Origin of the sequence: Flavobacterium cheonhonense (assembly GCF_035671315.1) — a bacterium.
In the GTDB taxonomy this organism is placed as follows: Bacteria; Bacteroidota; Bacteroidia; order Flavobacteriales; family Flavobacteriaceae; genus Flavobacterium; species Flavobacterium cheonhonense.
Genome location: NZ_JAXAVY010000004.1, coordinates 42,552 through 59,140 on the forward strand (window position 1 = coordinate 42,552; position 16,589 = coordinate 59,140).

At 41.4% G+C, this 16,589-nt stretch carries 4 protein-coding genes; 3 read left to right on the top strand and 1 reads right to left on the bottom strand.

Annotated elements, in window-relative coordinates:
• Window positions 1-16: 16 nt before the first annotated feature.
• Window positions 17-769 carry a hypothetical protein gene (locus SK086_RS10035; RefSeq protein ID WP_324691402.1) on the bottom strand — a complete coding sequence of 251 codons (753 nt, stop codon included), beginning with the start codon at window positions 767-769 and terminating at the stop codon, window positions 17-19.
• 343 nt (window positions 770-1,112) lie between these two features.
• On the opposite strand from SK086_RS10035, the gene SK086_RS10040 reads away from it, so the two are divergent.
• The 3 genes from SK086_RS10040 to SK086_RS10050 all read left to right on the top strand — a co-directional run bounded on the left by SK086_RS10040 (window position 1,113) and on the right by SK086_RS10050 (window position 16,044).
• Window positions 1,113-4,439, top strand: a complete 3,327-nt coding sequence (locus SK086_RS10040; RefSeq protein ID WP_324691404.1) for a T9SS type A sorting domain-containing protein — start codon at window positions 1,113-1,115, stop codon at window positions 4,437-4,439.
• A gap of 379 nt (window positions 4,440-4,818) precedes the next feature.
• Entirely contained in the window at window positions 4,819-9,663 is a 4,845-nt protein-coding gene (locus SK086_RS10045; RefSeq protein ID WP_324691406.1) for a T9SS type A sorting domain-containing protein, read from the top strand.
• A 480-nt stretch (window positions 9,664-10,143) separates the two neighbouring features.
• A complete protein-coding gene (locus SK086_RS10050; protein WP_324691409.1) occupies window positions 10,144-16,044 on the top strand; it encodes a fibronectin type III domain-containing protein in 5,901 nt (1,966 codons plus the stop codon).
• Window positions 16,045-16,589: the final 545 nt, after the last annotated feature.

Below are 16,589 nucleotides of genomic sequence, written 5' to 3' on the forward strand. Positions count from 1 at the left end.
TGGTTGCGGTACCTTGTTAAACAACACCAATAATCGTGGTTGTGTTGTAGCTTCTTTTAAGCTCTTTTGTTTTTCCTCTGATTTTTGAAGAAAAACCAATAAACAAATAGGTTAATTGCAAATGATGGCCTGCCGGTTTTTTAGTTTCCAGCTTTATTTGGTTTACGTTATCTTCTTTTAAAATGATAATCTCTTCGCTGTATTCGGTAGTGAACAGGTTGTTTGTGTAGTCCCAATGTGCTCTGCCAATGGCCAAATGCAGTTGGTTTGCCGCTTCCGGCCAATCGATGTTGGTTAAAGGGTTAAAGTTTTCAATGGTGAAAGTTGCAGTGCTATCATTCCAATTCCATTTTGTTTTTAGTACTTTGTGCAACGGTCGGAGACTGTTGCCTTCAAAACCGATGGGGTAGGTTTTAGCTTCATTGGATTGGATGCCGTTTTCAAAAGTTCTTTCTCCGTGTGGGTTGACTTTATCTTCAGCAATGATTTCGAACATTAGCTTGTTGGCGCGACCTGCAAAGCTGCCGTCTTTCGCTCGGTTGAAAAAAGGATAAGCCATAGCGCGAAACGTTTTGGCTTTGTCAATAGCCCTGCTGAATTCTCGACTGTGTTTCTTTACTTTGTCGAATACAGGGTTACTTTGAAATGTTTCTTTGCTCACTCCGGTTTTGCCTTTTTCACGCACCCGATTTTGACCTTGTTGGTCTATGTAAAAAGTTAAATCGTCTAAGGAGCCAACAATTTTAAACGGTGCAATTACTTTTGCCATGGCTTTTATGTTAAAAATTTACTTACAAATATAGCTTTTTTCTAATAGGTTTTACTGTTCTCGATTCCGGATATTGGTTTTGTTGGCTGTGGAATTGGTATTGTTGAGATAAGAATTTTAGCGGCTTATTTTTTTTGAAATCGCATTTTGTTAACTTAAAATCAATAATTTATTAACACGAAAACGTTTTCGTTTGCTAATTGGCGTTTTGGCTTTTGACAAGCCGACTATTATTTTATAGTTTTAACTTCCCAAATTTCACCTTTTACATTAAACTGCTACCGGCTTTTACAGTTGGGGTTATGGTATTGTTTTTTTACAGTAATTAATTAAAAAATTATTTATGAAAAGAATTTTACTTTTTTTACTTGTTTTAGTCGGACTAACCTCCTCAGCTCAAACTTACCAAACATGGAGGTCAGAGGCTACCGACAACAGTTGGCAAACCAATGGCAACTGGTGGAATTTTCCCAATGGAAGTGCGATTGTATTCGGACAGCAAGAATGGGATAATAATCACTTCACATCACAGCAGTCAAATGCTGATGTGAACACTTGGCGATTTTTATTCAAAGCCGGTGCCAATCAGGCCCACACTTTTTCAGGGAACAAGATTCGCTTTTTTGATTTTGGAGGTCAAAATCCTACTATTACGAATATCTCAACGGCCACACACACTATTGGTAATAACATAGAGGGTGACGGCGATGTAGCAGATCCTTTGGAGATTTATGCCTATGACGGTAATTTGAATTTTACGGGAGCCATCAATAACATGGGATCTTGGTTGGATTTTTACGGTAATGCCGGTAGAAATGTAAGTTTGTCAGGTTCTATTTCAGGTAGTGCCGGATTGGCTGTTAAAAACAATATTACGGTAACCTTATCCGGTCCGGCCAATAGTTACACCGGTGTTACCACGGTAGAAGCGGGTACGTTGGTGGTTCAAAAAGGTGGGCACTCTGCTAGTATTACTACCGGTGCAATAGCTTTTACTTTTGCCAGTCCGAATCAAGCTGCCGGGGTGTATGATTTTTTACCCGGACAATTAGGTGGTAGTACTGCACGTACTTTAACCAGTAATTTGGCTGCCGGAAAAACCATTAGCTTTAATTATGCTACAGGCGATGTTACCATATGTGATACTTTAACTATTACTGCTGCTTCGATAGCTTCTAACAATATTGTTAATCCTTCTTTTGCCAAGTCGGGTGATGTTATATCTTTGAGTTTTACTACTTCTGAGGCTGCTTCTGTTACCCCAACCGTAACCATTAATGGTACGAATGCCAGTGTTACAGGAAGTGGTACTTCATGGGTTGCTACCCTTTCGGCTACCGGTTTATCAAATGGGTTGGTAACCTTTTTAATCTCATATCAGAATGCTTTGGGTTGTACCGGTAGCAGAAATACCGTTACTAACAGTTCTTCGGTAACTGTAGATACTGTTGTTCCTACTTTTAACTCGGTTACGATCTCTTCTAACAATGTTAACAACTCTGCTACTGCTGTAGTTGGAGATGTTGTTACTTTAAGTTTTACTACTTCCGAAGTTTTGTCGGCCGCGCCTACTGTTACTCTAAACGGTGTTTCGGCGAGTGTAACGGGTAGTGGAACCACTTGGTCGGCTACTACTACGATTACCAATTGTTCCGGTGCTTCAGTTCCTTTTTCCATAGCGGTAAGCGACAGGGCCGGAAATTCCGCCAGCAGAACTACTACCACTAATTCGTCACAAGTTGTTGTTAGTGGTGTAACCACTAACGGTAGTGTAACCACTTCTATTTGTCAAGGCGATACTTATGTTTGGCCTGCTAACGGACAAACCTACACTACGGCACAAACCGGTTTAACTCATACGGTAGGGTGCAACACTGCTACATTGAATTTAACGGTAACACCAACTGTTACCCCGGGTGTATCATTAACGAGCAGCGATGCTGATAATACCTTTGCTTATGGTACAGGTGTTACCTTTGCCGCTTCGGCATCAAACTTAAGTGGTGGTACTGCTACTTATACTTTTACCGTTAACGGTCAAACAGTACAAAGTGGTTCATCGAATACTTACACCAGCAGTACATTGGCTAACGGGAATCAAGTACGCGCGAGCATCAGTATCTCAGGTGGTAGCTGTTTAACGGCTACTACTGCTAACAGTAATGTAATTACCAATACGGTAACAGGTGCTTATTTGACCAATATTACTAACTTCTGTGGATTGACTATGCCTGCTATTGATTCTAGAATCAAGTGTTCGGTACCAAGTGGAGTAGTAGGTACTTTGGGTTACCGATTCAGAGTAACTAATTTGACTACTAATGCTACTGCTACAGTGGATAGCAATATTGCTAATTTCAATTTAACGATGACCAACATTTATGCGTTTGGTACTTCGTTCAGCGTTCAAGCAGCTGCAGTTGTAAACGGTGTTTTACAACCATACAGTACACCTTGTACTATAACCACTCCAAGTTTACCAACCAACCAATTGGTGGCTACTTCTTGTGGACAGACTTTAGATGCTTTGAATACACGTATTTTTGCCTCTACAGTTGTGGGTGCTCAAAATTACCGATGGAGAGTAGCTTTGAGTACAGCTCCAACTACTTACTATGTGTTGACTACCAATTCTTCGAGTTTCCGTTTGACCAATGTGCCTAACTTACCGGTGTCCTTTGGGGCAACTTACTTGGTGGCAGTACAGTCTGATATTTTGGTTAACGGTATCGCTACTACTACAGCTTATGGAAATGTTTGTTCGGTTAGTACACCAACGGTAAGTTCTGTTAGTATTTCAGCCAATCAGTGTGGTCAAACTTTGGCCGGTATCACCGATAGAATTTTCATCAATTCTGTTCCGAATGCGGTTAATTACACTTACCGTGTTAGAAAAGTTGGTACACCTACCAACTATACTTTGACTACCACCGCTACAAGCTTCCGTTTGACTAGTTTTGCGGGCTTGTCGTTAACTTTCGACTCACAGTATGCAGTGGCAGTTGCAGCTACTATAGTGATTGATGGTGTTACTTTTGAAGGTTCTTTTGGTCCGGAGTGTACTATCAGCACACCTGCTTATCCAACAGTTGGTTTACAAGAGTCTCAGTGTAGTAATGGTGATCCTGAAAATCCGGGAGCTTACCAAGTTACATCTGCCTCTGAGTTGATTTATTGTGAGTTTGTATCGGGAGCCAGTTACCAATTTATCTTGCAAAAATTGGTTGATGGCACGCCACAAGGTACACCGATTACTTTAGATCGTTTGGGTAACTTCTTTAACTTGAACATGATTCATGGATTAGAGCCGGGTACTGAGTACTTGGTGTCTGTTAAGTTGTTCTACTATGGCGAAGGGCCACAAGGGAAAGACTGTGTGATTAAAACACCAAATGCTACAGCTCCTGCCCGAGTTGCGGCTAAAGAGTTTGCAGCCACAGCTTATCCTAACCCGTTTGAGAACAACTTCTTGATCAATTTGACTACTTCGAGCCAAGCGCCTGTAAGCTTAAAAGTTTACGATATGTTGGGCAGATTGATGACTACTTACGAAAGTAAAGCCAATGACTTGAATACGTTAGCTATTGGGGATCAATACCCAAGCGGTGTTTACAACGTAGTGCTTACTCAAGGCGACGAAGTGAGAACTTTGAGAGTAGTGAAACGATAGGTTTTATTTGTTAATTACGAATTACGAATTGTTAATTACGAATTAGGATTTACGAGTTCGTATAGTTTAGATAATAATCCCTGTCTCTGCAAAGAGGCGGGGATTTTTTTGTTTTGCTCCGATTTGACAGTTTTGCCTTGGCAGTGTTTGGCGGTATTGTTTCTTTAGTGTTAATAACGCATAAATCTCTTGGTTTGAGAATGTTAATTTTTTCTTAAATTTCCTATTGTATTTTCTTTAAAAGAAGATTTTGCTCGACGAACTACATTATAATATCGACCAAAGCAATGTTGTGGTAGGGTTAACGTTTAGTTAATATTTTTTTCTTTTGAAAGCGCCATTTATTAGGTAGTTTTGTAACAGTTATTAAACTTTTTATATGAAAACTACATTACTTACAAAGAAGCCTTCGTGGCTTAAATTTTTAAGTTTGGCTTGTTTACTGCTGGTTTTGCCGGTAGTGAGTTTTGGACAAGTTACGATGACTACTACAGGTAGTTATTCGCAGGACTTTAACACTTTGCCAAGTACAGGAACACCTACTTGGGCTAACAATTCTACACTTGCTAATTGGTACGCTGCAGGATTTACAACTTTTTCAGTTGGAACGGGATCGGCTAATTCGGGAGCGCTTTATAGCTTTGGAGTTGCCGGTGTCAATGCTTTGTCAGACAGAGCTTTGGGAGGTGTAGGGTCCGGATCTGCAAATCCTGCTTATGGTGTAGTGTTGCGCAATACTTCTGGTGGTACTATAACCGATATCAAAGTAACTTACACCGGAGAGCAATGGAGAAATGGTGGTGTAACAGCGACTCAACCATTGTCGTTTTATTATGCAGTGAGTGCTTCTGCTATTACCTCTGTTACTGCCGGAGCTTCAGGATATACGGCGGTACCGGCATTGAATTTTACCAGTAAAGTAGGGACTACAACAGCTGCTGCTTTGGATGGTAATGCAGCAGCCAATAGGACTGTTATAAGTAATGTATCTATTCCTAGTTTGTCTTTGCCTAATAACAGTTACATTATTTTAAAGTGGGATGATATTAATGATTCCGGAAATGACCATGGTTTGGGTATAGATGATGTTACTATCTCATGGACAGTAACGCCAAGTGTTGTAGCTCCAACTGTAACCAATACTGCAGCTGCCGATATTACCACTAACTCGGCTACTTTAGCCGGAAATGTTACGGCTACCGGTGGTGCTGCGATTACTGCTACCGGTTCGGTTTATGCTTTAACCAGTGTAGATAATACACCTACTATAGGAGAGGCTAATGTGACTAACTTGGCTACTTCAACTCCGGGTTCCGGAACCGGAACTTTTTCCAATGCAACCGGTACCGGTTTAGCGGTTAATACCCAGTACAGTTATAACGCTTATGCTACTAATAGTATAGGTACTTCTTATGGTACAGTGGCTACTTTTTATACTTTAGCCGTTACGCCTGATGCTCCGGTGGTTGGTTCGCCAACTACTTCGAGTTTGACTGTTATTTTGGATACTAGTGATGCAAACCCTTCGGGTACGGAATATGCCATACAAGAAGCCGGTGGTGCATATGTGCAAGCCAATGGCTCTTTAGGGGTTTCCCCGGTTTGGCGAAATGAAACCGCTTGGGGAACTATTACGGTAACCGGTTTGTCTTCGGCTACTCAATACACTTTCCAGGTTAAAGCGCGAAACGGCAATGCTGTTGAAACTTTATTCGGAGCTTCTGCTTCCGCTACTACTAATGCTAACAGTTCACCTACAATTGAGGCAGATACTTTAACCGATTTTGGTGCTTTGTGTTTAAACACCAGTGCAACCAATAGTTTTGGATTTATCGGTTATAACTTAACCACTGCCGATGTTACTGTGGGTCCTTTGGCAGGCTATACTTTTTCAACCAGTTTGAACGGTACTTACACCGCTTCTTTGAGTTTTACTCCGGATGTTAACGGTGAGATGGCTGAGACGGTTTACGTTAAATTTACGCCAACCGCTGTTGGCAGTTACAATGGTTTAATTACTATTACCGGTGGTGGTGTTTCGACTGCGGTAAATGTGTCGGCCAGCGGTTCCGGGATTAATACTCCTGTAACAGCGATTACCGGTGCCAGCGCTTCAGTTACGGCTACAACTGCTGTTTTGAACGGTTCGTTTACAGCCGGATGTTCTACGGTTACAGCCTCGGGAATTGAATACAGTGTGAATAATGATTTTAGTGCCTCTGCTACGGTTGCTTTTGGGGGTACGGTTTCCTCTTTATCACCTAATACCACTTACTATTTCAGAGCTTTTGCCACTGATGCTACCGGTACGGTAAATGGTAACAGTGCTAACTTTACTACAGCAAACCTTTCAGGTGCGGATGCTACAGCGGCTACTAATGTTGGTACAGGCGCTTTCACAGCGAATTGGGTTGCCGTTCCGGGGGCTACCGGTTACCGATTGGATGTGGGAACTTCATCAGATTTCTCAGGTCCCGTAACAGTTTTGGCTAACTGGTCATTCCCTAACAATCCGGATGATAATGTTGTAGATGTTGCTGAATCAGGGAATGCGAACAAAACTTTGACTACTCAAGGTGGGGTTAGTGGAACTATTGCTTATGCTCCTGTTCAATCGAGTACTACCAGTGCTGCCTCTGTAAGTGGTTGGGATGGTGGTAACAATACTAAGTTTTGGCAAATTGATATTGCTACATTGGGTTACAGCAATTTAAAACTATCTTCGGCTCAACGTTCTTCTAATACAGGGCCAAAAGATTTTAAAGTACAATATAAAATAGGTTCCGGTAGCTGGACTGATGTGCCGGGTGCCACTGTTACAGTAGCCAATAACTGGACTACAGGTGCGTTAAGTGATGTTGCTTTGCCTGCGGCTTGTAACAATCAAGCATCTGTTCTTATCCGTTGGATTATGACTTCCAATTTACAGGTTAGTACAGGAAACGTTGCTTCAACAGGAACCAGCGGTATTGATAATATTTTGGTTAATGGACAGGCAGAAGCTTTTGTATCCGGCTATCAAAATTTAAGTGTAGGTAATGTTACTTCTTACCCTGTTTCCGGTTTGACCTCTAATACTACTTACTATTACAGAGTTCGTGCTACCAGTGCTAACAGTACTTCGGCCAATTCTGATGTTATCAGTGTAACTACTGAGGCTATATTGGCTACGTTCGATGCTGTTACTCAAGCTGCTTTTGATTGTAATGCTACTTCTTTTGCGCTTAGCGGGTTAACTCCGGGAGCGAATACTATTTATTATACTTTAAATGGTACACCAAGTTCGACTTTTGTTTTTGCGGATAGCAATGGAGAGGCTACTTTAGATTTGCCTTTAACCAATGTTAATAACGGACAAACTTTAGCCATCACTGCTGTTGAATTGTTCAATACGCCTGCTTCTAATGTAACTGTAGCGCCAAGCGCAAGCAGTTCCATTGCTGTTGTTGTAACACCAACTGTTACCCCGGGTGTATCATTAACGAGCAGCGATGCTGATAATACCTTTGCGTATGGTACGGGTGTTACCTTTACCGCTTCGGCATCAAACTTAAGTGGTGGTACTGCTACTTATACTTTTACCGTTAACGGTCAAACAGTACAAAGTGGTTCATCGAATACTTACACCAGTAGTACATTGGCTAACGGGAATCAAGTACGTGTTAGCATCAGTATTGCAGGCGGAAGCTGTTTGACTGCTACTACCGCTAACAGTAATGTAATTACCAATACGGTAACAGGCGCTTATTTGACCAATATTACTAACTTCTGTGGATTGACTATGCCTGCTATTGATTCAAGAATCAAGTGTTCGGTGCCAAGTGGTGTAGTAGGTACTTTAGGTTACCGATTCAGAGTAACTAATTTGACTACTAATGCTACGGCTACAGTGGATAGCAATATTGCTAATTTCAATTTAACGATGACCAACATTTATGCGTTTGGTACTTCGTTCAGCGTTCAAGCAGCTGCAGTTGTAAACGGTGTTTTACAACCATACAGTACACCTTGTACTATAACCACTCCAAGTTTACCAACCAACCAATTGGTGGCTACTTCTTGTGGACAGACTTTAGATGCTTTGAATACACGTATTTTTGCCTCTACAGTTGTGGGTGCTCAAAATTACCGATGGAGAGTAGCTTTGAGTACAGCTCCAACTACTTACTATGTGTTGACTACCAATTCTTCGAGTTTCCGTTTGACCAATGTGCCTAACTTACCGGTGTCCTTTGGGGCAACTTACTTGGTGGCAGTACAGTCTGATATTTTGGTTAACGGTATCGCTACTACTACAGCTTATGGAAATGTTTGTTCGGTTAGTACACCAACGGTAAGTTCTGTTAGTATCTCAGCCAATCAGTGTGGTCAAACTTTATTTAACATCACCGATAGAATATTTATCAACTCAGTTCCGAATGCGGTTAATTACACTTACCGTGTTAGAAAAGTTGGTACACCTACCAACTATACTTTGACTACCACCGCCACAAGCTTCCGTTTGACTAGTTTTGCGGGCTTGTCGTTAACTTTTGACTCACAGTATGCAGTGGCAGTTGCAGCTACTATAGTGATTGACGGAGTTACCTTTGAAGGTTCTTTTGGTCCGGAGTGTACTATCAGTACACCTGCTTATCCAACTGTTGGATTACAAGAGTCTCAATGTAGTAATGGTGATCCAGAAAATCCGGGAGCTTACCAAGTTACTTCTGCTTCTGAGTTGATTTATTGTGAGTTTGTATCGGGAGCTACTTACCAGTTTATCTTGCAAAAATTGGTTAACGGTACACCACAAGGAACACCGGTTACTTTGGATCGTTTGGGTAACTTCTTTAACTTGAACATGATTCATGGATTAGAGCCGGGTACTGAGTACTTGGTGTCTGTTAAATTGTTCTACTATGGTGAAGGGCCACAAGGTAAAGACTGTGTGATTAAAACACCAAATGCTACAGCTCCTGCTCGAGTAGCGGCTAAAGAATTTGCAGCGACAGCTTATCCTAACCCGTTTGAGAACAACTTCTTGATCAATTTGACCACTTCGAGCCAAGCGCCTGTAAGCTTAAAAGTTTACGATATGTTGGGCAGATTGATGACTACTTACGAAAGTAAAGCCAATGACTTGAGTACGTTAGCAATCGGGGATCAATACCCAAGCGGTGTTTACAACGTAGTGCTTACTCAAGGCGACGAAGTGAGAACTTTGAGAGTAATGAAACGATAGGTTTTATTTGTTAATTACGAATTACGAATTGTTAATTACGAATTAGGAATTACGAATTCGTATAGTTTAGATAATAATCCCTGTCTCTGCAAAGAGGCGGGGATTTTTTGTGTAGTATGGCAGTCTAGGGAAGGTGATTGTACTTTTTAGATTTGGGTGGTGTAGGGGTGTTTTTTTTACAACTTTCTTTTGATTTTTTGGTAAGTAAGATTTTTCTAAAGCTTTTAACGTGTTTTATTAAATTATTAATTTAAGTTTAACTTTATTATTAAAAAAAGTGTATTTTTATTGCCCAAATTGCGTTCATTTAGGCGATTAGAAAAACTGTTTTACTGCTCTATCACTGCTGTTAGTGAGTGTGGTGTTACAGTCTTCTTTTTTTAGCCTTAACGTTTTGTCGAATTAAAAGATTTTGTGGCTGGCCGAGCGTAATGTTTTGACAGTCTCTTTTTATATCTGTTTATTATTAGTTATACTATTATGAAGAAAAAACTACAAATTTTTGCCCTGAATTTGTTTTTCTGTTTACCAGCCCCATCGTTTCGTTGGGCATTTGCTTTAGTAGCGTTGTTGGGTTTGAGTGGGATAAATCCTGTCCAAGCACAGTGTATAGGTCCTTACCAAGAGTATCAAAGTTTTGGGACGTTTGACAAAGCTGGTCTTACTGCTAATGGTTGGGCTTTTAGTGGTATTTCTACAGCAGCACCATTACCAATAAATGTTAATGCAAGATCTGGTGGCTCTTGTTTAAATATGGGGAATACAATTGGTAATTGGGCAATTTTGCCTACAATTGCCAATCCGGGTATTTTTCAGTTTTATTGTAGAGATGCTACATTGACAAACAGAGATTCGGAATTCATCGTACAGTGGTCAAGTGACAATTTTACTACCATAGCCGGTACCTTTACAGGTCAAACGGTTTCTAATACCTACAAGGGGTTCTCTATTGATTTGACCGGTTTTACTAATATTAAGATTAGGTTTACATATAATGCCGCTGTTGGTACAGCTACAGGAACTCCAGCTTTATTTATAGATGATATCTCATGGATCTCTACTAATGTATCTCAAAATAAAATAGTGGTGCCTGCCCAAACAGGCGATGGCACTCCGGCAAATTGTAGCGGTGGAACCATTACCATGGCTACCGGAGATATTTATACTTTATACGATAATGGCGGGCAGTATGACCGTTACAATAACTCGCAAAACCATAGAGTCACTTTTAAACCGGATGCAGCGGCATTGGCTGCCGGTGACAGGGTTCGTTTTCTTATCGAAAGTTTTGCCGGAGCAGTAACTGAGGTTGTTGATGTTTTTGACAGCAGTACCACTTTTGACGCCACTACAAATATTTTCAGCTTTACCAGTACAGCTACGACCCCAAATACAACACCCAATTTATCTTATGTTTCTACCAGATCCGCTGATGGGTCTTTGACTTTTCAGTTTGCTTCTGATGGAGCGACAGTGGCCGGAGGTTTTAAGGTAACGGTAGATATGGTGCGTTGTCCGGTGCCTACCGGGGTGACGGCTGCTCCCACAAGCGGTACTACTGCCAATGTGAGCTGGACGGCTACAAGTGCAGCTAATTATGATGTATATTACAATACTACCGGGGTGTTGCCTAATGGGTTTATCACACCCATCCACAGTAATGTTTCGGGAACAACACAAGCGCTTAGTGGTTTAACAGCTGGTTCTACCTATTATGTATGGGTGCGTTCGCGTTGTGCCAGTAGTCCGGATAGTTATAGTCCGTGGTCATCGGTAGTCAGTTTTGCTACGGTAGATTGTACGGGTTTTACCGTTACCACTCAGCCCTCTGCTACCACACAAAACTTGTGTTTGAATGCCACGGCTACTGCTTTGACGGTGGCGGTAAGTGGCGGTTCGGGTTACAGTTACCAATGGTACAGCAATACAACAGCTTCTACTACTGGTGGTACTTTATTAACTGGGGCTAATGCCAGTTCTTACACTCCGGCTACTACGGCTGCGGGTACCTTATATTATTATTGTGAGATTAGCAGTGCTGTTCCGGCTTGTACTGTTACCAGTGCGGTTTCGGGAGCAGTGCTTGTGAGTTCCGGACCTAGTGTTGTGCCAACAGCCAATGCGGCTACGGGTGTTGCTTCTAACGCCTTTACGGCTAATTGGACAGCAGTAGCCGGTGCTACGAGTTATGCTTTAGACGTTTCTACCGTGAACACTTTTGCCAGTTTTGTGAATACTTACAACAATTTAAATGTAGGTAATGTGACTACTTTAGTGGTAAACGGTTTGACTCCGGGTACTACTTATTATTATAGGGTAAGAGCAGTGAATACTTGTGGGGCTACTGTTAGCTCGGGTACTATTACCGCAACCACTACAGCGGTTACTTATTGCACGCCAAGCGGAGCTGGTTTTACACAAGATCCTCAAGGAATTACCAACGTAACCATGGGTACGATTAATAATACAACCGCCATAGAAACCAACAACTATGGTAACTATACTGCCCAAAGCACCAATGTTTTTGTTGGGGCTACTTTGCCTTTTAGCGTAACCTTGAGAACGGGTTTCGGTTACAGTGTGAATGTTTGGGTAGATTGGAACAACGATGGCGATTTTATCGATGCCGACGAATTGGTGTACCAAGGGGAATCGGGTAGTGCTATCCCTACTACTTTATCCGGTAGTTTTCCGGTGCCTTTGTTAAATTCTAATGGTGTTAGTACTGTGGGTACTCACAGGGTGCGTGTAGGCGGTATCGATTTTGGTCCGTTTACCGATCCGTGTAGAAACGGAAATTACCAAGCTTTTGAAGATTATACTTTAAATGTACTTACGGTACCGCCTTGTACTATATCTACTCCTTCCGCATTGACAGTAGTGAACGTTGCGGCTACTTCTGCGAGTTTGGTTTGGTCTGATTCGGCCATGACCCCGAACACTGTATATAATTATTGGGTTAGTACAACTAATACACCGCCACCGGCTGATGGTTCTAATCCTGTAGGCATGGGCAGTGTAACCGGCGCTTTGACGGCTACAGTAACCGGCTTAACTTTGGGTCAGACCTATTATTTCTGGGTACGTGTAAAGTGTGATGCTACAACTTATAGTGCTTGGATAGGTTCGGGTACTTTTACCACAGTGAATTTGGATGTGGTGAACATGACCAATGGTTCTATTACAACCTGTAATGCCAAATTTTATGATGCCGGAGGTTTTTCGGCTGCCTATGCCAATGACGAAGTTTATATCTATACTTTTACTCCGGCCTCCGGAAACAATTTAAAGGTAGTGTTCAATAGTTTCTCTACAGAACCGGGCTTCGACTTTTTATCAATTTATGATGGTCCTACAACGGCTTCTCCTTTGATAGGTACTTTTAGTGGTACTCAAATTGCAGCAGGTCAGGTCTTTTATTCCAGTGCTGCCAACGGAGGGAGTTTAACTTTCCGATTTACCTCAGACCCATCACTAACCTCTACCGGATGGGATGCTAACATTACTTGTGTGAGCGTACCAACGGTAACCGGTTTTTTACCGACCTTTGCTTGTGCCGGTGCTACGCCAACAATTACCATTAGCGGAACTAATTTTACCGGGGTCAGCTCGGTAACCTTTAATGGGGTTTCGGCAGCCTATACTTTTATTAATGCTACCACTATTACGGCTACTTTGCCAGCGGGAGCTACTACTGGTGTTGTTAGGGTAACTACCCCGCAAGCCAGCGGAAGCAGTACCAGTGTGTTTACGGTGAGACCAATACCGGCTACTCCGGTAGCTAGTGCTGATGTGGTCATTTGTAATGGTTCGAGTACCAATTTGAATTTGACAGCAACGCCTTTGACCGGATCGTTGTCTACTACCACAGCGGGAGGTAACAGTTGTACGGGAGGAAATATGTTTAACATAGTTACCGGTGCCGGTCCAATCACCATTACCAGTTTTGATGTAGTGCCTGAGAGTTCGGGTGTGCAAAGCGTTAATGTGTATTACAGAACCGGAACTTATGTGGGTAACGAGACTAATTCGGGTGCTTGGACATTATTGGGAACTTACAGTATTAATGGTGTTTCCAGGTCACCGATTAATATGCCTGTAGCTAATTTGAGTTTATTGGCTTCTACTACTTATGGTATTTATATCAACTTTAATGCGGCTTATACGAATTTGACAACCACTTATTCTAATCCAGATTTGACTATCAATACGGGAGCAGGATTGTGCGGTCAGTTTAGTGGCTTAGTGAACGACAGAACTTTTAATGGGGCTGTTTACTACCAGTTGAATGCACCATTAACCTATACTTGGTCGCCTGCTACCGGTTTGAGTAGTACTACTATTGCTAACCCGGTTGCTTCGCCAACCAGTACACAAACTTACAGTGTTACTACTACCTTTAACGGATGTACTTCGGCTGCGGATACTGTGGTGGTTACGGTAAATCCTAAACCAACCGTTTCTATCCCGACAGCAGGAGGGAATGTTTGTGCCAATTCGGTTATACCGGTTTCGTCTACCGGAGTAGCCAGTACTTTTACTTGGACCTCTAGCGTTGCTAATACCTTATTTACCGATGCTACGGGTACTACGCCATATGTTGCCGGCACTAATGCTGCTTCTCTTTATGTTAAAACCCCAACTACGGCTACACTTACTGTTACGGCCACTAATGTGCCTAGTGGTTGTAGTGAGGTTGCCACTGTTACTTTTACCGTATCGACTAAAACTTACAATGTAGGTTTCTGGACACCGGGTGGACCACCATTAAACAACGGTACTGAGAATTTGGTATTTAATTCGGGTACTTACACTTCTGCGGGTAATTTATCTGCTTGTAGTTGTTCGGTTACGGGTGCTACCGTTACTATGGCTAGTGGTCATACGCTTTCATTGGTGAACGGTTTGACTGTGTCTTCCGGGTCGATGACTTTTGAAAGTGGTGCCAGTTTGTTGCAAACTAATCCTGTTGCTAATACGGGTAACATTACTTATAAACGAGATTCCACCCCTTGTTTCCGATACGATTATACTTATTGGTCGAGTCCGGTGGCTTCCCAAACTTTGATAGGTTTGTCGCCAGGTACGAGCTCTACCGGTTTTTTTGATTACAATCCTGCTACCTCTTCATGGCAACAATCTAACAATACCTTAACGATGAATTTGGGTAAAGGTTATTTGATTAGAGTACCGAGTAGTTTTCCGGTTTCTCCGGCTTTACCGCAAAATTTCACCGCTCGATTTACTGGTGTTCCAAATAACGGTACGCTACCGTTGACTATAGTGCATAATGCACCAGCGGCTTTGAACTTGATTGGGAATCCTTATCCGAGTGCTATTAATGCGGTGAGTTTGGTAACCGATCCGGGCTTTAATGTGAACGGTAATTTCTTAGGAGGTACTATTTATTTATGGTCACACAACACCAATTTTAACTTGGCTACCAATCAATATGAATATAACGATTATGCTATATGGAATATTTTGGGAGGTGTGAATACTTATTATAATGGGACGTTGGGTGCGGGGAATACCAATGCGCCAAACGGTAATATTGCTGCAGGCCAAGGTTTCTTTATCAAAACGGTGGCTAGTGGTACAGCTTATTTTAGAAACAGTATGCGTACCGGTGGTACTACCAATACCAATAATAATTTTTACCGAAGTGCTTCAACCGCTTCTTCTGTGGATGATGATCCTACGGCGGCTTATGAGAAACACAGAATTTGGTTGGATATCAGTAATAATGGTAATGGTTACAAACAGTTGTTGTTGGGTTATATCCAAGATGGTACTGATGGTTTGGATCGTTTGTTTGATGGTGAAATGGTAGACAATGGTAATACAATTGTTCTCTACACTAAAGTTGACGATGTTAAGTTGAGTATACAAGGAAGAGGATTGACTTTTACGCCTAATGATACCTTTGCTTTAGGTTATAAAGCTACCGTTGCCGACACTTATAAAATTAATTTGTCCGATTTTGATGGCTTGTTCTTGAATCAGGACATTTACTTAGAGGACAAATTATTGAATGTAGTACATAATTTGAAAGAAGGGTATTATACTTTCAGCAGTAATGTCGGAACCTTTGAAGACCGTTTTGTGTTGCGTTTCAGTGGTCAGGCTTTAGGTGTTCCTACTTTTAACGAGGAGAGTGTAGTGGTTTATAAAAATGCTCAAGGCTTGCACATAGCCACCGGCTTAACTCCAATGGAAACGGTTACGGTTTATGATGTGGCCGGTAGACTATTGGCTTCAAAAATGTCTATCAATGATGTGACCACCAGTTTTGTTTCTTTACCTGCTACGCAGCAAGTGTTGTTGGTAAAAGTGACTTCAGAGAGTGGTAAAACGGTAACCAAAAAATTGGTTTATTAATGCTTCCTGTAAGAATATTTAATTGGTAGTATTAGCCTTTTTAAGGGTTGTTTTCTACTCATCAAAAGAAGCTCTCAATACAATTGAGAGCTTCTTTTTTGTTTCACTTTCCATTTTTTTAGATTTAGGTAGGAGTGTTGGCTTTCCTTTGGGTGGTATTTGCTGTTTTTGGTTGGTATTTTGTTTAATTCCTTCATTTTATAGTGGTTGTAATTTTGTGTGGCTTGCGCTGCCTTCATAAGAAAAATAGCCTTATAAGCGTTGGATTACAACCTTGTGCTTTTCGTCGGATTTTGATGTTTTTTATCGATTATGTAAATTTTTTCTAAAATCATAACTGATTATCTTTCTATATTAACAGTCTGTTAACTTTTTGTAAATAACCGAAATGCCACAATTTTACGATTTTTTTACATTAAAGCTGTTTTCAATTTATTGCCCAATTTTCCCCGATAATAACACTTTTATTAGTGGGAATAACAACCGAAAAGCATCCGTAAACGTTGCTTTTTTTCTTGTCTTAATGGGTTTTTTGAGTCATACTG

Bases quoted from the DNA above. Each gene is read 5' to 3' on its own strand.
- SK086_RS10035 (WP_324691402.1), bottom strand. From the start codon at position 769: ATGGCAAAAGTAATTGCACCGTTTAAAATTGTTGGCTCCTTAGACGAT.
- SK086_RS10040 (WP_324691404.1), top strand. From the start codon at position 1,113: ATGAAAAGAATTTTACTTTTTTTACTTGTTTTAGTCGGACTAACCTCC.
- SK086_RS10050 (WP_324691409.1), top strand. From the start codon at position 10,144: ATGAAGAAAAAACTACAAATTTTTGCCCTGAATTTGTTTTTCTGTTTA.
- SK086_RS10045 (WP_324691406.1), top strand. From the start codon at position 4,819: ATGAAAACTACATTACTTACAAAGAAGCCTTCGTGGCTTAAATTTTTA.